Origin of the sequence: Dyadobacter koreensis (genome assembly GCF_900108855.1) — a bacterium.
In the GTDB taxonomy this organism is placed as follows: domain Bacteria; phylum Bacteroidota; class Bacteroidia; order Cytophagales; family Spirosomataceae; genus Dyadobacter; species Dyadobacter koreensis.
On sequence record NZ_FNXY01000001.1, the window covers coordinates 451,497 to 471,401 of the forward strand.

12 protein-coding genes are annotated in these 19,905 nt (G+C 44.4%); 7 read left to right on the forward strand and 5 right to left on the reverse strand.

Features of this window, described 5'->3' with window-relative positions:
- Window positions 1-56: 56 nt before the first annotated feature.
- The 3 genes from mobC to BMY70_RS01905 are packed head-to-tail and all read right to left on the reverse strand — an operon-like array spanning window position 57 to window position 3,709.
- The gene (mobC, locus tag BMY70_RS01895; RefSeq protein ID WP_090331390.1) at window positions 57-2,063 is read right to left on the reverse strand and encodes a conjugal transfer protein MobC; all 2,007 of its coding nucleotides are present in this window, start codon (window positions 2,061-2,063) and stop codon (window positions 57-59) included.
- A 10-nt stretch (window positions 2,064-2,073) separates the two neighbouring features.
- Window positions 2,074-3,330, reverse strand: coding sequence for a relaxase/mobilization nuclease domain-containing protein (locus tag BMY70_RS01900; RefSeq protein ID WP_177196933.1), 1,257 nt, complete (start codon window positions 3,328-3,330; stop codon window positions 2,074-2,076).
- Window positions 3,284-3,709 (reverse strand): hypothetical protein, encoded by a 426-nt coding sequence (locus BMY70_RS01905; RefSeq protein WP_143072033.1) that lies wholly within the window; start codon window positions 3,707-3,709, stop codon window positions 3,284-3,286. Before BMY70_RS01905 ends, BMY70_RS01900 begins: the two co-directional genes overlap by 47 nt.
- 329 nt (window positions 3,710-4,038) lie before the next feature.
- On the opposite strand from BMY70_RS01905, the gene BMY70_RS01910 reads away from it, so the two are divergent.
- From BMY70_RS01910 to BMY70_RS01935, 6 genes are all read left to right on the forward strand, one after another.
- Window positions 4,039-4,593 (forward strand): RNA polymerase sigma factor, encoded by a 555-nt coding sequence (locus tag BMY70_RS01910; protein WP_090331396.1) that lies wholly within the window; start codon window positions 4,039-4,041, stop codon window positions 4,591-4,593.
- 20 nt (window positions 4,594-4,613) lie between these two features.
- Window positions 4,614-5,624 carry a FecR family protein gene (locus BMY70_RS01915; RefSeq protein ID WP_090331398.1) on the forward strand — a complete coding sequence of 337 codons (1,011 nt, stop codon included), beginning with the start codon at window positions 4,614-4,616 and terminating at the stop codon, window positions 5,622-5,624.
- Between the two features lie 139 nt (window positions 5,625-5,763).
- On the forward strand, window positions 5,764-9,270 hold the full coding sequence (locus BMY70_RS01920; RefSeq protein WP_229209441.1) for a TonB-dependent receptor: 3,507 nt from the start codon (window positions 5,764-5,766) through the stop codon (window positions 9,268-9,270).
- A gap of 44 nt (window positions 9,271-9,314) precedes the next feature.
- Entirely contained in the window at window positions 9,315-10,766 is a 1,452-nt protein-coding gene (locus BMY70_RS01925; protein WP_177196934.1) for a RagB/SusD family nutrient uptake outer membrane protein, read from the forward strand.
- A gap of 721 nt (window positions 10,767-11,487) precedes the next feature.
- Window positions 11,488-11,928 carry a hypothetical protein gene (locus tag BMY70_RS01930; RefSeq protein WP_090331400.1) on the forward strand — a complete coding sequence of 147 codons (441 nt, stop codon included), beginning with the start codon at window positions 11,488-11,490 and terminating at the stop codon, window positions 11,926-11,928.
- Between the two features lie 333 nt (window positions 11,929-12,261).
- Window positions 12,262-14,232 carry a M1 family metallopeptidase gene (locus BMY70_RS01935; RefSeq protein WP_177196935.1) on the forward strand — a complete coding sequence of 657 codons (1,971 nt, stop codon included), beginning with the start codon at window positions 12,262-12,264 and terminating at the stop codon, window positions 14,230-14,232.
- Window positions 14,233-14,524: 292 nt separating this feature from the next.
- Here BMY70_RS01935 and BMY70_RS01940 read toward each other — a convergent pair whose 3' ends face one another.
- Window positions 14,525-17,788, reverse strand: coding sequence for an ExeM/NucH family extracellular endonuclease (locus BMY70_RS01940; RefSeq protein WP_090331404.1), 3,264 nt, complete (start codon window positions 17,786-17,788; stop codon window positions 14,525-14,527).
- Between the two features lie 233 nt (window positions 17,789-18,021).
- Between BMY70_RS01940 and BMY70_RS01945 the strand changes: the two genes are divergently transcribed.
- Window positions 18,022-18,576 carry a hypothetical protein gene (locus BMY70_RS01945; RefSeq protein ID WP_143072034.1) on the forward strand — a complete coding sequence of 185 codons (555 nt, stop codon included), beginning with the start codon at window positions 18,022-18,024 and terminating at the stop codon, window positions 18,574-18,576.
- A 150-nt stretch (window positions 18,577-18,726) separates the two neighbouring features.
- Here BMY70_RS01945 and gmd read toward each other — a convergent pair whose 3' ends face one another.
- A complete protein-coding gene (gene gmd, locus BMY70_RS01950; RefSeq protein WP_090331408.1) occupies window positions 18,727-19,869 on the reverse strand; it encodes a GDP-mannose 4,6-dehydratase in 1,143 nt (380 codons plus the stop codon).
- Window positions 19,870-19,905 lie beyond the last annotated feature (36 nt).

A 19,905-nucleotide genomic window follows, 5' to 3' on the forward strand; every position in this document is an offset into this window, starting at 1 on the left:
AAAAAAAGCCGGTAGCTGCAAAAAAAAGATTCCGTGGAACTTTCAGCTGCACATCATTACAATAAGCCAGAGCATTCTTTTCTTCGCTTATTGATCAGAAGATGCGAGAGTGAAGGATCTGATAGAAGTCTTTGGATCGTATCATCCGCGATGTTTTGCACGTCCTTTTTGATCTGCTCATAACTTTGCTGCACGATGCTGCGATCAATTTTTCTGATCAGCGGAAGCGGCCTGTAAGACTTCTGCTCCTGGCTTATCGAATCATGATTATTTTGAATCTGGCAGTGAAAAGTTTTCAGATCCAGTGGAAGGTGTGGATCATCAGCGACCATACCGACGAATTCTCCTGAGCTTAACGAAGAAATCTTTGAGGCCGGGACGGCCAGCTCTAGCTGCTTGGAGCGGCTCACGGAGGTATCCGATCGGTTGATCGAAAGACTGCTTCGGTCCTGATTTATTTTACCGAAGCGTTCTGAGAGCTGGCGGGCTGTCTCGCCGCTAACCTGGCCGCTGATGATGTTACCGGTGATATTCATAATGACATCGGCCTGATCCTTTCCATAATCTTTTTTTAATTGGCTAAAGTCCTGAATGGCAAGCGTAGTGGCCACCTGACTCGAGCGGGCAGTGGCAATCAAATGATCAATACCGCTGAGATAGATGGTGGGAAACTCATCGAAAATCAAACTGCTTTTAAGCTTCCCTTTCTGGTTGACGGTCTTGATCATCCGGTTTACATACAGCGAAAGCACAGCACCGTAGGTTAGAATCTTCTGAGGATTATTTCCCATGCAAATAATCTTAGGCTCTTTTGGATTATTGATATCCAGCGTAAAGTCGTTACCTGACAGCACGTAGTAGAGCGCTGGTGAGGAAAGTCTTGCCAGCGCAATTTTGGCTGAGCCGATCTGCCCCTCGAGTTGTTCGTTCGCATTGTTCAGATATGCTGTAATAAAGGGATTGATCAGAACATCCACTTCGCTTTCGGTTCTTAGAAGCGTAAACAAGCTGTCGTAATCCAGTTGCATGAGCTCCATGACATGCGGCAGTGTACAGAAAGCACCATCTTTGTATTTTCTCAGAAACCAGATTACAGCGGTCATAAAATTGATGGGTGATTCGACAAAAAAATCGCCCTGTCTTCGGATCCATTCCCGGTTCAGTCCCATCAGAATTGTCCGGGCTGATTCTGCCGCATCGGTCAGGTCCACCATACCAGAGGGATCCAGCGGATTACAACGGTGAGACCGGCTCAGATCATCAAAGTTAATTTGGTAGAAACGGGGTGGCACCGCATAGGCATGCTGTTGTTGCAGATATGCGTTGTAAGCAATCCTGGAAAGATCATCGTACTTAAAATCGTAAACGAACATACTGAAACCTTTCTTGATATGCTGGGTGATCACATGCCGAATGACAAAATAGGATTTACCAGAACCTGGTGAACCCAGCACCAAAAGCCCTCTGAATGGATTGGTGATGTTGATCCAGCTTTTGAAAAAACGGTTTTTAAGCCGGTAGCGGCCCGCAAGATTTATCGAAAACTCATTCTGCCATAACTGCTGCTGCTGGGGAAATGTCTCGTTTTCAATGTTAAAAATATCCTGACCAAGGCGCTGATAAATCACCCTAGAGATCAGCGTTCCACCGCTTAAAATTAGCAGAAATCCTGCGCATGCAGCGCCCATATATAAGACTGCAGATGACTTTGCTTGAAGCGTCATGAAAAGTGTGAACTGACTGGCAAAAAAAAGAATAAATCCAAATCCTGCGGTGATTAGGCCCGTTTTCAATTTTAGTTTCTCGTGTTTTTTACCACTCGCCCCCAGCAACGAAATGATCAGAAAACCCGCAGAGATCAGTTTCGCTTTATTAAACGTGTGAAAAAGTCCCGTTCGCTCAATATTTTCAAGAAGCTTATCTGAAAAAGAAGAGACAAGGCCCCACTGCTGGAAAGCTGCATAACATTGAAAATAAAAATGGATGCCAAGCACAACCATACTGATAAGCCTGGTCATATCCAGAATTCGTGCCAGTGCATGCTGGTTCTGAGAGGTTTGCATAAGTCTTTAGTTAAAGATGAATGGCCCGTTTCTTTTTCTTTTTGGCGCTGCGCCGAAGCTCCCAGGGTGCAGAGCTTTGGTCCGGCAAGGCGCTGAAAAGCTCATGCAGCAGTACGTCCCGAAACTTGTCTGAATGAAAAACCTTTGCAGTTGAAGGGACTGAAACGTTTTTTTCTGAGATTTCCTTTTGGTTCAAAGACACATCAAGTTTTTTGCTGCCTGGCGCGTTAAAAACAGAATTTTCACATCGCGCATCCAGTTGCCTCAGACTGTACCGCTCGCCAAGAAGACTCTGATCAAAGGCACAGCGGCTACGGTTATCAAGATACGTAAGGGCAATGGTACCCTGCTGCGCACGTGCGTGCATTTTTACGCCAAGCCGGTCCAAGGCACCTGCCAGCGTGCGCAGCGAGAAGGAATCCTCACTAAGCAAGCGAAGATCAAGTGCTGTTTTCAAATGTGTCAAATGTTTTTGCTGGTGCTGGCGGCCGACGGTAAAGAACTGTTGCAACCTTGCAAGTGTAGGTTGCGGCTGCAGCCTGCTGGCTTTGATCGGTGCGCTTTTTTTAGCGCCTTCCGCTGTGATTAAACCGTAAATAACGCCCTGGTGTTCACGAAGCCGCGAGCCAATTCTTCCCGTCATTGCCTTCACGCCAAACTGGCTAAGCAGCGCGTTGAATTCAGTAAAACTTGAAAAATAGAACTTCTCGAGTACCTGGCTCACGGCCGATTCAATCACCGTGATCGTCTGGGGTTTTCCATTCAAAAGCTTTTCAGGCTCGGGCATTCTTTTTGACCTTGTTCTTATCATACTGTTTTTAGTCAGCTCAAACTGCTCTTCGAGTTGCCGGCAGGCCACTTTGATATTGTGAATGGAAATATTTCCCTCATTGATTCGGCTTCCATCTGCGCGGATCAGTGTGCTGACTACGTGGGCATGTCTGTGACCGGTATCAAGATGCTCGTAAAGAAGATAGGGCTGATTTTCAAAACCAATTTTTTTTAAAAATTCCGATGTGATCTGCACCATATCCTGCGCTGATAGCTGATCAGTGCGTGCAAAATTTAACGAAAAAAGCATAACCGATGCCTTGCTTCTATAATTCAGCTCCATGCGCCGCTGCAGTCGTAGGATCCTGGCATCCACCGAAAGCCGGCTGCTATCTTCTAAAAAATAGCCCGCTTCCAGCAGCACTGCCTGCCCCTTCGCAACCTTTTTTTCATTGTAAAGCACTGCCCTCTTTAAATTCCTTGTGCTGCTTATCATCACTACCATATCTGTCCACAATCTCTATCACAAACTGATGAATTTCACTGATTTGTTTTGTGAGCATCCGTTTCTCAAGTTCCAGATGTATTAAAAGCTGCTCGACAGGCATTTTGCCTTGCTGCATTTTAATATTGGTTACCGCCCGCTCAAAAAGATATATCGCCTTTTTTAGTGATTCTTTGAGCTGACAGATCTGTTCTGCGAGCTCATCGGCTGATGCGTTGCGAACTTTGAAAATCAGCGGCCGGTCCAGGAGTTTGTTACGAATAAACTCAGCCGGCGACCGGGCCGTACTTCGGCTAATTTCCGCCTGAAGCTTAAGGTAATCCCCATCGTCCATCGCGACGTGGTAGCGTACTTTGGTCTTTCGTGTCACTGGCTATTCTGTCAATACTGTCCACTTTCGAAATCTCAAATTTAAATAATGATCTGCTTTCATGCCTATCCTATCTAAATTCTAATAGGGATCATCCTTCCGTTTAGCCAAGGCAACAAGCCAGCAATAAGAGAGATTTAATCTGAGATCAAGGTAAACGTCCGGTCAGACCGTCATCAGAGAGACCGTTACAACAAGCGGCAAATGAAAAATTTAACCTTGAAATTGTTATATAAATAATTATAAAATATAACTATTGAAAGAATATTTAAAACCGTTTAGGGATTTTCCTGACTAAATTGACTATACTAAAATTAATATTGAATCCGATGTATAACTTATTTACTGACGAACAGCTGGTGGATATGCTTCATAAAGGCCAGGAGAAAGCCTTCGCAGAGATCTATAGCCGGTATTGGTTTAAATTATTCGGTGTCGCCTACCATCAGACCGGCACAAAGGAGGAAGCCGAAGAACTTGTGCACGATGTTTTCGAAACGCTTTGGACCAAAAGAGAACAAATTAAAATCCATCACCTGAGCTCGTATCTGGTGGTTTCCGTGAAAAACCTGACTGTTAACTACATCAAATCCCAGATCACCCAGCGAAAGTATCAGGAATACCTTATTCTTCAGGAAATTCACCAGTCTAATGCCACCGATGAAACGGTCCGGCTGGATGATCTGACCGCTGCCATTGAGCAGGCCATGAAAAAGCTGCCAGAAAAAACCAGTGAAGTCTTCAAAATGAGCCGTTTTGGTAATCAATCCGTCAAAGACATCGCCCAGCAGCTCAACCTTTCGGAAAAAGGGGTCGAATACCACATCACACAGTCGCTCAAAGTACTTAAAGAACATCTAAAGCTTTATCATACTGACAATTAAACAGACTTAACCTGACAAAAATGAACCAGTACGATTTCGACTTACTGCTGCAAAAATATCTTGCCGGTGAATGTTCTCCCAGCGAGCAGCAGCAGATTCTGGAATGGTCAGAAAATATGCTGCAAACTAGCCGTGTCGCGGTCAGCACTTTTGAAAAAGAACGGATCAGAAAAAGGATCTGGAAACGGCTTCGAAGTGCGCGTAAGCCGGCGGTTTACCAGACTCCCTGGTTTAAGGCCGGTCTGGCGGCCTGTATCCTAGGTCTTTTGGTATACGGCTGGGGTGTATATCTAGGCTCACCTGTTTTAAAAAAAACAAGTGAGATAGCTACCCTGGATTCGGGGTCCTCGCAGGGAACTATCCAGGTAAAAAACACCACGGATGGCCCCTACAAAGTGATTTTAGAAGATGGCAGTGCGGTTATTTTAAAACCGGAAAGCACAATTCATTACCCCAAACACTTCAGTGAGAAGGCAAGGATCGTTCTTTTAAGCGGAGAGGCCTTTTTCGATGTCAGCAAAAATCCCAAACGCCCCTTTTTTGTCTATACAGGCGAGCTGATCACCCGGGTTTTGGGCACCAGTTTTACGGTAAAGTCTTTCAATTCGGCAAAGTCTGTGGAAGTATCCGTAGTTACAGGTCGGGTTTCCGTGTACGAAAACACGAAGAAAACGGCTGAAAAACGAAACGGAATTATTCTTAGCCCCAATCAAAAAATCCGCTTCGACAGCCAGGTAAAGACGCTTGTGCCCGAACTTGTCGAAGAGCCCGTCATGGTATATCAGCCGCAGAAAAAAGAGTCTTTTATTTTCGAAGAAACACCGCTTGCTCAGGTCATTGCCCGGATACAGCAGGTCTACGGCTTTGAAATTGTCTTGGAATCGGCCGCTCTGGAGCCTTGTGTCTTCACAGGTGATCTCAATGAGCTTTCGCTGCATTCCAAATTAAGGATGGTTTGTAAATCAGTCAATGCCACCTATGAGCTCCGTGGAACAACACTTTTTATCAACGGCGACGGATGTAATAACTGAATGTCTTAACTATAATTTAATAAGAAAAGCCGGCGATGCATCCCGCATCGCCGGCCAAAATGCCCGCCAGGAACGGCAATTCCAAGGCGGAGATTGTTTGTTTTCATGTCTGTTCTAACAACAAAAACATTTTAAAACTATGCAAAAAAGTGTATCTATCAAATGGTTTCTGATTAAAGCTATGCGACTAACCATAATGCAGTTGATGCTGTCCGTTTTGTTCTGCTCGGTAACGCTGGCAGGCAAGACGCATGCTCAGGAACTGCTCAATAAGGAAATTTCCCTGACGACCGAATCCTCGGAAGTAAAGACCATCTTAATACAGATCGAAAAGCAGGCTGGCGTGCGTTTTGTTTACAGTACAAACGCCATACAAGCAAGAAAGAAGATCTCCTTCTCGGTCAACAAAGCAGCACTTTCTCAGGTGCTAGACAGACTGCTGAGCCCACTTTCGGTTTCCTACGAAATTGAAGGCACCAGAATTCTTCTTCACCCTGCTGCGCTGCAAAGCCAGAGCGTTTTGCCCAGCGCCGCAGACCGGGTAGTTTCAGGGAAAGTCACCGATGATAAAGGAGAGCCGCTTCCAGGGGTAAGCATTGTTTTGAAGGGTACCCAGCAGGGAACTTCCACAGACGCCTCGGGCAATTATCAGCTTAACATGCCCGATGGCGGGTCATCTGTTTTGATTTTCAGTTTCGTTGGTTACATCTCCACCGAAAAAACCATTACCGGCGAATCGGTGCTTGACATCGTGCTTGCCACTGACACAAAATCTTTACAGGAAATTGTTGTCGTCGGCTATGGTACTCAGAAACGTGCCAATGTAACAGCCGCGATCTCCTCTGTACCTATGAGCGAAATAAAGGATATGCCAGTGTCCAATGTGGCCACTGCGCTGCAGGGAAAAATTCCTGGCGTGGTCATTCAGCAGAACAACGGCACGCCTGGGAGCACACCAGCCATAAAGGTACGCGGTTTCGGCTCGATCAGCGCTGGTAATGCTCCGCTGATCGTCGTAGACGGAAACATTGTCGGCGCCAGTATTTTCAGTAATCTCAACTCGAACGACATTGAAAGTATGGATGTGTTAAAAGACGCCTCCTCCACTGCGATCTACGGTTCGAAGGGCTCCAACGGCGTAATTCTGATTACGACAAAAAAAGGCAAAAGTGGCAAACCCAGCGTGAATCTGGATGTATTTACAGGTTTTCAACAGGTCAGTAAAAAACTTGATTTAATTAACTCGCAGCAGTTTGCAGAATTTGGTAAGGATGCCTCAAATAATGCTTATCTGGATAATATCAAAGGGGCAAATATCACTGACCCTAACAGTGTCCGTCCCACCGACTATCTTCGCTACCGTTATCCGCGCGGCGAAGTATTCGAATGGTTTAATTTTGATGATCCTGCGCGCGTGGCGGCTTTGCCCTACACGGATTACCAGGATGAAATTTTCAGGACGGCCAAAATGAACAGCTATCAGCTCTCGGCCTCAGGGGGCAGCGACAAGGCGCGATACAGCATCAGTGGCGGTTATCTGCAGCAGGATGGCATCATCCGCCGCTCGTCGCTGGACCGCTACACGCTTAGGGCTAACGTGGAAGTGGACGTGCTTCCAACCCTTAAGTTTGGCATCAACCTGAATCCGACCTACAAAATTCAACAGGAAGTAAAAGATGCGGGACACTGGGCTGATAATGCCGTGGTCAATTCGGCGCTTTCGGTTATGCCTATGATACCGATTTATGCAGCCGACGGTTCGTATACCTCACAGGCCGCTTTTGCCGCTCCCTACAATTACCCGGGCATTACCAATCCGGTTGCTAATATCACCGAATACAACAGTCAGTATCTGACTACCAACCTTCTGGCCAATTCCTACGCGCAGCTGACACTGTTTAAGGATCTGACTTACCGCGTCAGTGGCAACATCAATTTTGGAGGCAATCGCCGCAACAGCTACCGTACCTCCAAAATGCCTTTAAACCAGATTCTTCCTCCTACTGTATCGACAGGTCTTGCCTATTCGGATCAGAGTCTGAGCTGGCTCTTTAACCAGACGCTTAATTACAGTAAATCCTTCAGGGATATTCATAATTTTGACGTATTGATCGGGATGGAATCGACCAAATTCCAATACCAGGATAGCCAGGGCACAGGAAGCTCCTATCCGAATGATGTGGTTGAAACATTAAACGGCAGTGCCAGCGGTACAACAACCACGGCTGTTTCATCCAAGGTAGAAAATGCTTCTGCCTCCTACTTTGCCCGGGCAAACTATAATTACAAAGGGAAATATCTGGTCAATGTATCTGTTCGCCGCGACGGCTCGTCGATTTTTGGGGCAGACAACCGCTGGGGTACCTTCCCGGCAGCTTCTTTGGGCTGGAGAATCAGTGAAGAAGCGTTCATGAAAGCCTTAAGGCCGGTTTCAGAAGCCAAACTCCGGGTCAGTTACGGTCTGGCAGGAAATAATGCTTTTAGCAGCAACTATCCTTACGTGGCCACATTAAGATCGGATAATTACAGTTTTAATAACAACCTGGTAAATGGCCTAGCACCTTCCTCGCTTGCCAACCCGCTGCTAGGCTGGGAACGCAGCCAGCAGCTCGATGCAGGGATAGATCTAGGCTTTTTTAACAACCGAATCCTTCTGATCGTGGACTACTACCAACGTACTACAAAGGATCTTTTGCTTTCGGTGAACGTGCCTACGCTAACAGGATTCAGTTCGGCAGTCAAAAACATTGGCCGTATGCAGAACAAAGGCTGGGAGTTTGCCGTTAACAGCCGTAACCTTACCAAAGCACTGATCTGGAATACAAGTCTGAATATCTCTTTCAACCGAAATAAAGTCATTGCCCTTGGGCCAACAGGCGATCCGATTCGAAGTGCAAGCGGTATAGGTGAGACCAACATTACACAGATCGGCTCTCCGATCGGAAGTTTTTACGGATACAAGCAGCTGGGCATTTTCAAAGATCAGGCTGATCTTGACAGCTATCCCCATGATCCCACCTCAAAGCCTGGTGATGTAAAATACGAAGATGTTAATCTGGATGGAAAAATAGATGCCAACGACCGTACAATTATCGGAAACAACCAGCCTGATTTTATTTACGGTATCACCAATACTTTCAGCTACAAAGGTTTTGATCTGAGCATTGCCATACAGGGGTCGCAGGGTGGTGAGATCCTTAATTTAAGCCGGCGGTTTTTTGAAAACCTGGAAGGAAATGCCAATCAGCTCTCGACAGTGCTTACACGGTGGCGCTCGGCATCTGATCCGGGCGATGGCGTAACACCACGCGCCAATGCCCGTACGACCGGAAACAACAATGCGGTCTCTACACGCTGGATTGAAGACGGTTCTTACCTTCGGATTCAGAATGTCAGTCTGGGATATCAGCTTCCTGCAGCACTGGTCAACAAGATCAAACTTCAGCAGATCAGAGTGTACGCTTCGGCGCAAAACCTTTTCACTTTTACAAAATACCTGAATTTCAATCCGGAGGTTAGCAATTATGAAGCGCCGGCCATGGCCACTACAGGCACGCCACTTCCAGGTCCTTTGGCATCAGGAGTTGATTATGGCGCTTACCCGCTTGCCAGAACCTTTACTATTGGTATTAACATTGGCCTTTAATTCTTCTCTCTTTATTTTAATCCGGGCAATTAACCGTAACGATAATGAAAATAGCAAAATCATATATTATCCTGGCCATTTCACTGATGCTGACTGCGTGCAGCGACAGTTTTCTGGATCTTAAACCGATATCAACCGCTACCAGCGACAATTTTTACCGTACAGCAGATGACTTTAAAAATGCGGTCAACGGTGCGTATGCGGGCCTTCAGTCCGGAGGGTTGACCGGCAATAGCTATGTTTTCGGGGAGATCACCTCAGACAATACCGTAGCGGTCGCATCCGGATCGGTGACTGATCAGGATGAATTTGACCGTTTTTATATCAAAACCACCAACCCGTTTATTTCCGGGCGCTGGAACGATGCATACAGTGTGATCGCCCGTTACAATACGATTCTGGACAAGATCGGGCCTGCGGTCATTGACGAAACGCTTAAGAACAGATATATCGCCGAAACTAAATTCTTACGTGCTGTGGTGTATTTCACGCTGGTTCAGACTTTTGGAGATGTACCCTTGATTCTTAAACCGGTGGCAACACCTGATGAAGGATATGAGTATGGCCGAAGTCCGAAGGCGGAGATTTATGCGCAGATTGAAAAGGATCTTTCCGAGGCTGAAAGTGTGCTTCCGGTCTCCTACCCTGCGGCTGATCTTGGCAGGGCCACCAAAGGCGCTGCCAAATCTTACCTTGGAAAAGTATATCTGACCCAGAAGAAATACGGACCGGCGGCCGCCAAACTTAAAGAAGTGATTGATCTGGGCATTTACATGCTTCTGCCTTCCTATGCTGATGTCTTCCGCGTGGCCAATAAAAACCACAAGGAATCCATTTTCGATGTGCAGTACAAATCGGGCGGTGCGAACGAGGGGAATTCCTGGCCTAATACCTTTGCTCCTCAAAACTCAGGAAACGCCGTGATCGCCTTTGGTGGCGATGGAAATAACCAGCCCACCCTGGATATTATCAATGCTTATGAAACCGGTGATCTTCGCAAAGATGTTTCCGTAGCCTCCTCGTATACAAACGCGGCCGGGCAGGTAATTCCGGACCGTTACATTAAAAAATACTATGATGTTCCGGTTGCCAAAAACGATAATGGAAATAACATTCCGCTGATCCGTTACGCGGACGTGCTATTGATGTATGCAGAAGCACTTAATGAAACCAGTTATCAGGCAGACGGCGAAGCACTTGCTAATTTGAATCTTGTGCGCAGCCGGGCGGGGCTTGCAAAAAAAACCGCAGCAGACCTACCCACCCAGCAGGCATTTCGGCTGGCCATCGAGCAGGAAAGAAGAGTGGAGCTTGCCTTTGAAGGGCACCGTTGGTTTGATCTTGTGCGCACAGACCGTGCAGTAACCGTTTTAAACAGCAAAAAAGAGCAGATCAGGCTCGTTGCGGATCTGACAACCAATAATCTGATTTTTCCGGTCCCACAAAGCCAGATCGATATAAATAAAGATAAAATAAAACAGAATCCGGGTTACTAATCCGGGCGCTTACCAATGCTATGAAACCACTTGGGTGGCGATCCCGGTTTCATTGCCAAGAAAAAACCTGCGAAAACATATTCTCGCAGGTTTTTTTGCGGAACTCCCAGCTCAAATTAAACCTGCTTTTCATAAAACTATTACCTGGATTACAGTGCCTTTATGTTCTGATTTAGCCCCCAATTTTTGACCATCACTTATTTGAAAGGGTTCTGTGATATTTATTGGATAGCGGCCACATCAAAAAAATGTAAGAAATCTATCATAGGTTGCTCATACCAGGCCTCGGCCATGTGCGCAGCAGTTACGGTAACATTTGTTTTTGCTGCATTAAATAATCTTCAAAACTATTGTCCGTTAATCAGAAAGCTCTCTTACAAGGACTGCGAAACAAACCTTGTGAGGGCCACCAGCCACTCCGGTACATATTGTGCGCTTCAATCCACCTAGCGATCAGACTAACGGGTTGCTATTTATCGTTGAGCACATTTATTGATTTAATGGTAACACAAAAGTTAGCGAATAGGTATTTCTTCGCATACGCTACAAATTATTTTTACCTATTTAAAAAAGGGCATAAACTAATTGTTGCAATTATGAAAACTAATTAGTAAAATAGTTTTCAACAGGCGGTGATCTACACATGTATTGATACTGTTTCTCTGTTTATATAGTTAATTGAATTATTTGCCATTAACCCAGATTATAACTGAAACGTGCTATGAAAATTAACTTTAAAAATTTCTGCAGGTTATCTTTCCTGTTAGCTTGTATAACCCTTCTCTCCTGCAAAAAAGATCCGGAACCTCAGTCGGAGCTTGAAAATTTATACTTTGGTAGCTACCGGGGAAAAATACTTGATGCCAGAGATCAGATCATAGGTTCTGTTGTCTGGCAAATCTATAAGGCGAACGATAACGTGGTCACCATTACACAACTGGACACAGCCATTGATGGAAAGACCAGACTTCTCGAATTTAAAAATGTCCGGTTTGTGGATTCAAAAAGCATCGAATTTAGCCAGGACATTACCGTGAACGGTGTATCAGGACGCTACGAAGGAATTGGTGTACTGACCTATAATACGCTGACGATCACATTAAATGTCACGTATAGTAATGGCACTACAGTTGGCGAAAGTTTTGACGTGGTAAAAATTTAGAATAGTCAATGCTTTAAAAATTATCAATAAGCTGCCGGACTTAACTGAATTAACGCAACCAGCGAGTAACTGAGGGTATGAGCCAAGATTTGGGAGCGATCTGATATGGAATATAGCAGGCAAACACCAGGGACTGCGGAGCTACTCATTAAATGGGAAAGGAGTGCTCAGGCCCATTCAGGGTAAACTGATGAATGAAACTTTTTAATCTTGATGTGGTAAAAGTTTTACCTGTTGGATAGTCGCACGGGATCTGACCCATGATTCGCAGGAGCTAAAAAACTTTAAATGCTTATATTGCCTTCTGTTGTAATCTTGTCCCTGCAATATTTTATGAAGCGTCTTTTAGCACTCCTATTTCATTTCTTTATTCTGCATTCTATTTCCGCACAATCTCTAAAATTTCAAGCCTCAAAATACAACGCATCTGACTTATTTCCCAGCAACTCTTTTTTGCCCTCAGGCAATTTATACCGCACCGCAACAGGTGAACCAGGTCCTTCATACTGGCAAAACCGAGCCGATTATCGAATTGATGTTAGTCTGGACGATCAGGCCGATATCATCAAAGGCGTTGAAACAATTACTTATTCCAACAACAGCCCTCAAGCGCTTTCGTTTCTGTGGCTACAGATGGATCAGAATGTCTACCGCAAGCATTCGAAAGGAATAGATGCTAAGTTATTTTTAAAAAGCGGTTCAGATACTTCTGGGTTTACAGAAGGTTTTGGCATCGAACATGTCCTTGTATCGCATTTAAAAGGGCAAAAAAAATTGGCAAACATTTATGTTGAAGACACAAAGATGCGTGTGGATTTGACCAGTCCGCTTTTACCCGGACAAAAAATCGATTTGCAGATCAAATACAGCTACAACTTTCCCCGAAACTTTCTAAATGCAGACTTCCATGTAAACAGGACAGACATTCTGCCAACCCAAAACGGAAAAATTTATTCAGTTGCACAGTGGTATCCACGTCTTTGCGTTCTGGACGATTTGAGCGGCTGGAATACACTTCCTTATTTGGGTAATGGCGAATTTTATCTTGAATATGGGAATTTCGATGTTAACATTACCCTTCCGTCAGCCTATATTGTTGAAGCATCCGGGGATCTTTTAAACCCAACAGAAGTATTAACACCAATTCAGCTGCAACGGTGGAACAAAGCTAAATCCTCCAAACAAAAGGTTTACATCCGAGCGATCAACGAAGTAGCCGATCCATCTTCCAGACCTTCGAAACCGTTTTGTACCTGGAAATTCAGATTAACTTCTGCGCGAGATTTCGCATGGACAGCTTCGAAATCCTTTGTGTGGGAAGCAGTTAATATTGTTTTACCTAGCGGAAAAAAAGTGCTCGGAAGCTCGCTATATCCGCCCGAATCCAAGCTTGCTGACAGTTGGGAGCGATCAGGAGAATACATTGCATTTACCTTGCAATATTTTTCCGAAAAGTGGGCCGAGTACCCATACAATAAAGCTGTGAATGTTGCTTCCAATCTGGACGGCATGGAATATCCTGGCCTGGTATTTTGCTCTGCAAAAGACAAGGGAAATATGTTTTGGGCAGTCGTCAACCATGAGCTTGGCCATACCTGGTTTCCTATGCTTGTGGGAAGCAATGAAAGAAAACATGCCTGGATGGATGAAGGATTTAACGCCTTTATGGACAATCTGGCTACAAAAAAATTCAATGGAGGTGAGTTTATAGGATATCCTGAAATCGATATTGCTGTGACCGGCCTGTTTGCGGATTCGTTGGCTGCAATCATGACAAGGCCAGACGTAATTCCTCCAAACCAGGTATACACAATTCAATATCAAAAAGTCGCCTATCTGCTGACACTGCTTCGGGAACACATCCTCGGAGAGGAAAGGTTTGATTTTGCATTCCGAAAATACATACACGACTGGGCTTACAAACACCCTGCCCCTTCGGACTTTTTCGCCAGTATAAACAGCTCAACGGGTGAAGATCTTACCTGGTTTTGGAAATCCATGTTTGCAGAAAATTATAAAATGGATCAAAAAATAACACAAGTCATTAACCCCGGAAAAGGCAAAGAGAAAAAAGCAGTGATCATCATCGAGAATATGGAAAAAGCTGCTATGCCACTCCATATTGAGGTAACCTTTGAAAACCGTATTAAAGAAATCTACAAATTTCCGGTCGAAATCTGGCAGCAAGGTGCGATCTACACGTTTAGCCCTGCCATAGATGGTCCTGTCAGCCAAGTGCTGATCGATAGTAGTGAAGTCTTCCCGGATATGGATAGATCCAATAACGTGTGGAAGAGTTACTGAATAGTTTTGAAAAATGTTCCGCCATTGTCGTTCCTAATTCAAAATGGATGACTTTTTAAAAAACGCAAAAACTTGAGAATCAGATTTTTCAGTTGAACGTCTGCAATAGATCAAAGACAGAAACGGGTTATTTGAACACTTTTGTTCAAATAACCCGTTTTATGCTAATCTGTAATGCTGTTTACTGGACGAGAATATTTACCGTTTTTCGACTATGATCAGAATGCTCTAAAAGAAGATGATACATTCCTGAACGAAGCGGTTCTTCTGGTTTAATGTAATAAACTCCCGGCTACCCCGCAGGCTGAGCGCTTATCTGTATTTTTCTTCCCATAGCATTAAACAACGTAAATGAAGGCATATTTACACCAGCTCCTGATATCAAAAAGCTACCGGTACTTGGGTTTGGATACGCATGAACTTGTTCTTCTGTTAGTCCGGTACGCACCGCAATGATGCTCGAACGCTCAAATGTACCGTCCAAATCAATCTGTTTGAGTCGGTAATAATAAAGTTGTCCGCTTGAAGCATCCTTATCTTCAAAACTATAGCTGGTTTGTACCGAAGTCGTTAATTTACCCAAAACGGTTCCGATCTTTTCAAAATCCCTCCCGTTTCGGCTTTTTTCAATCTCGAATTTTTCGTTATTCTCCTCACTGGCTGTCGTCCAGCTCAAAAGAACTTTTGGCAGGGATTCAACACCATAAATGGCTTTACCCGTAAAGGATACCAAGCTAACAGGCAATGGTTTTGTCAAATCCAGACCGATCAGTACCGGATCATGATCCGAAGCACGGAACTGATCGGCAGCATAAAGACTGGCAATCTGGCCTGTCGATTTGAACTCGGTATTGTAATCAAGGACGCCTGGTTCATCGGAATTGATATGCCATTTGGCTGTTCCTGTAATTTGAGATGCAAGTGTAGCACTGGCTAGCGCATGATCCAGCGATCCGGTCTGTCCATCAAAAACATAGGAATACGACGAGACAGGTAATTGATTGGCGTAACCTGCTGCTGCCAATATCCGGATTGGATCTTCCATGGCATAAGCGTTCAAATCTCCCAGAATTAAATAATCAGTGTCACTTGTCTTGGTAGGCGCAGTGGCAAGCCACGCGGCTAGATCTGTTGCCTGCCGCGAACGGATTCCATTGGAAAGACTTTGTCCATCTCCTGCGTCAGCATCTCCAGCGCCTGCGGCACTGGAGCCTTTGGATTTGAAATGGTTGACCACTACGGTAAAAACTTCGCTATTAGAGTTTTGGGAGAAAGTCTGTGCTAGCGGTCTACGTCCGACTGCATCAAAAGAAGCGCTCGTAGTAAGCGTCGCAGCAGGGCCAACAAGACTTACCTTGTCCGTTTTATAAATAATCCCCACCGTGATCGCGTCAGTGGATAAAGTGAAACCAGTTACGGAAGGATCTGTATTTACAAATGCATACGTTCCACTGCCGGCAGGATCTGCATTAAGACCATTGACCAGATCTTGTATGGCAGTTACGGGAGTAGATCCGTTGTTTTGAATTTCCATAAGTCCGATTACATCGGCTTCTGTTCCGATCAATGCTCTGATAATTTTAGCCTTTTGTCTTGTAAATTCCTGAATATTATTGGCACCCCGAAAATCTTCTGACCCCGTATCCAGAGATGTGAAATAATTTAGAACGTTAGCACTTGCCACTTTCAACGTTGCTGTTGCAGCGGTGCGGAGCCCTGTGCCGCTTTCAACGGAAGGGGGTGTGAGCTGCCGTTCATTGGTTGGCAAGAAATTTACTCCGGTAGCGCGCTGAATTCTGTAACCTTCTAAACGCTCATCGAGAATCCCCACAATATTTGTCACCTGGTCGCCTCCTCTTAAAGTATTTGAAGCACTCAGTGGATTGCCTGAACGGCCAAAAATAATCGGATCTGGATTTTGGCGGGTGCTACCATCGTCCAGAATTATCTTCCGTTTAGCTATTTCTGTCAGATAATTCGCATAACCTGCGGTGCTCGGCAGGTTAAACTGAGTAAATTGATCGAGCCTTGCGTCTGTTCCAGGTTGGTTCGATGCACCCGTGGCAGATAGCAGAATCTGACCATAACGGCCCAGCTGAAAATATTCGGTTACAGCAAGGTTACCTGAGGAAGCACTTACATCGACAAGCATTCCCTCATAACGTTCAAGTTCTGAAATACTTGATACAGGTAGTTTCAAAGGTGTCACCGAAGGAAAAGTTGATGCACCCAGGTTTGTAAAATTTGTGAGTGATGAGATCTGAGTGGAACTGGTAGTAACGCCACTTGTGGTACTGACAAAATCTCTTACCGTCCCTGTTAAATTTACTTTATCTCCTTCCGCAGGGCTCACCGCGCCTGTCACATCGGTCGGTAGATTATACACAAAGATACCTTCCGAGGTCGCTGCATCTCCGTCAGAATCCGCATCCTCTTCCTGAACAAAAAAACCGTTCAGACCAGCTGCGCCTAGAAACGTTCTGGTAACAATTCCTTCAATCGTTTGCACTCCCGTAATAGCTGCCGCAGCACCGCTTCCCTGGATAGCGCTTATTTTTACAGGAACTCCAGGTGCTGGTACTGTACTAAAATTCCAAGTTGTCGTACCGGAAATTCCAGCGAAGGCATTAGCACTATTGTCTGCAAAACTTCCGGCATCGATATTTATATAATAGGAAGTTCCGTTTTGTAGAACCAGGTTGGTAATCGTGGCGATGTTCGCTGAAATAGACACGTCTTCTGATTGCACACTGATTGTCTGCACGGTATTAGCAGCAACATCTGTAACGACAATATTGCCTGCTCCCTTAACAACATTTTCATTGAAAGTAATAATCAGATTAGCGTTCAAAGCTACATTTGAAGCATTATCTACTGGATTGTACGAGCTGATAACAGGCGGGGTTACATCGGGTCCTGAAACACCGGATGTAATTTCAATATCATCCAATGCGATACGATCCCTTGCACCTGTACTGGTCTGCCAGTATACCCATCTCAGCTGCACAGCTTCTGAAAGGTTTTCCAAGGTGGCAGGTAGTGTCAGGTTGAAAGACTGAACCGAACCAGTCGCACCGGAAGTGTACACATGAGAAGCATCACCCAGGTCAATAAACTCCCCGTTCGTACCGACACGATATTGTAGTCCCAAACCGTTTATGTTCACCTGATCATAAATAGTCTGTGATTTCCAAGCCACTTTTATGTTCGTTTTACCCAAAGTACTAATGGCTACAACGACAGCGCCCGCAGGTTGCGCCCCTGATGCGATCAAACTAATCCCATTGTCACCTTCATCTCGCCAGCCTCCTGCATTGATGTTTGTTGCACGGTCAAGATCTGCCGCTGCAACTGACAACGTTCTGTTGCTTTGAATAGCACCAAATTTATGCACAGCCACTCCCGCTGGTAATCCAGCTCCTGTCAAAGACGTAAATGAGAATGGCAGGATTTGTGCAGGTGGATTCGTCTGTGCAAGAAGCGGTTTAACACTTAGCGCAGTAACAGTTGATAAGAGAAATGCAAAATTCCTCAGTTTTCGTAAATAGTGTTTCATCAGTTCGTTTCCTATTTTGCCGGTTTGTTAATTGGCAAAGATAGCCGATGGGTTCTGCGGCGGGGTTAAGCTAATGTGAAGATTCAGTCTATTGAATTTTTTTGTGGTGATGTATTAGCTGCTTTATTATCTATTTTTTTTATTTACCCGGTATACAAATTTTTGAAATAATTATGATTTATTTTGGCTATTTAAAAGATTACAGTTTTCAAGCTCAACGCAAATTCAACACTATGTCTTACACTACAAATCCAACCAAAAATGAAATCCTTCAAAATTTGAAGGATACTATTACATTAAGCGAAAAGATTCAAAAAAAAACAGACTTGCTTGGGCCAAGATCTTTTAACGAAGAAGTCAAGTTATTTGCTAATCTTAAGATCGAACTATCAGAATATATAAAAAAGCTAAACGATGTATTAAATAATGCTCGTATGGATGAAATCTTAATTGATACGAGCCAGAAAGATATAATTATTTATAATTTTCGAGACATGTCGGTCTACCTTTCTGTTGTACCTCAACATTATGAGGGAAGAAATTTTTCAGAACTGAAAATTGAGATATATAACGGACGGGTAAATTTCGCAACAAGAGGCAAAGGAAAATTTTCCTTATCGATCTCATTCATGGCTTATTTATTCGGTGTAGATAATGACTTGAATTACTGCTGGACCTACAAATCCATGGGAGGAATAAATCACTTTAACAATACCGAAATTTTAAACAAAATATTTAAAACTTTAATAGATCTTTACAAAGTTGATGTGGAAAGACATCAAATGTAGGCTTTATTGCCGCTCTATTTCCTTGTAAAGGTGATTTTTAATAAAATCTTCCAATAAGCATAGTAAAAGTAAACTTCTGAAGGATAGAAATTTACTTTTACTACACTTATTGGCCAGAAGACATTTAATCTAGTGCCTACTTTTTATTACTTATTCAAAATAGTTCATCACCCCAAATCCTTCTTTAAGAAGCAGCTGATCTTTCTGAAATAAATGAAGGTCTGATTTTACCATATCCTCAATAAGCATATCCAGCGTGTGCTTTGGTTTCCAGCCTAGTTTGGCATCACACTTGGCTGGATTACCAATCAAAAGTTCTACTTCGGTTGGACGGTAGTATCTTGGATCTATTTTCAGTACTGGTGTGCCAATTTTCAAATGATCGCTCGATGCAATGCCCAGTTCTAAAAGACGAGCTGCATCAACTGATGTAATTGTTCCTACCTCATTTTCTTCGCTGCCTGTGAAAGTAAGTTCCACCCCCAAGAATGCAAAGGTTTTTCGGATAAATTCACGTACCCGTGTGGTCACACCCGTTGCGATCACAAAGTCCTCTGACGTTTCCTGCTGCAGAATCAGATACATTGCTTCCACGTAATCTTTCGCATGTCCCCAGTCGCGCTGCGCATCGATGTTTCCCATGTACAGACAGTCCTGAAGGCCTAAAACAATCTTGGCAGCAGCCCTTGTAATCTTTCGGGTTACAAACGTCTCGCCGCGAAGCGGCGATTCGTGGTTGAAAAGGATTCCATTAGAAGCAAACATTCCGTACGCTTCACGATAATTGACCGTGATCCAGTAAGCGTAAAGCTTTGCTACTGCATAAGGAGAGCGTGGGTAAAAAGGCGTAGTTTCTGATTGCGGTACTGCCTGCACCAGACCGTAAAGTTCAGAGGTCGATGCCTGGTAGATCTTTGTTTTTTTTGTCAGTCCTAACAGTCTTACCGCTTCCAGTATACGCAGGGTTCCGATTCCATCGGCATTGGCTGTATATTCAGGCATTTCAAAACTAACCTGCACGTGGCTCATCGCCGCCAGATTATAGATTTCATCCGGCTGTACTTCTTGGATGATACGGGTGAGGTTCATTGAATCAGTCAGATCTCCGTAATGAAGAATGAACTTGGCATTGTCCACATGCGGATCTTCATACAAATGATCGATACGGTCGGTATTAAACAAAGAACTTCTGCGCTTGATACCGTGAACGGTGTATCCTTTGCTTAAAAGAAGTTCGCTGAGATAAGCGCCATCCTGTCCTGTTACGCCGGTAATAAGTGCTACTTTTGACATGTGTTTGAGTTTTTAGCTTGGCCGTCGCTTGGATTA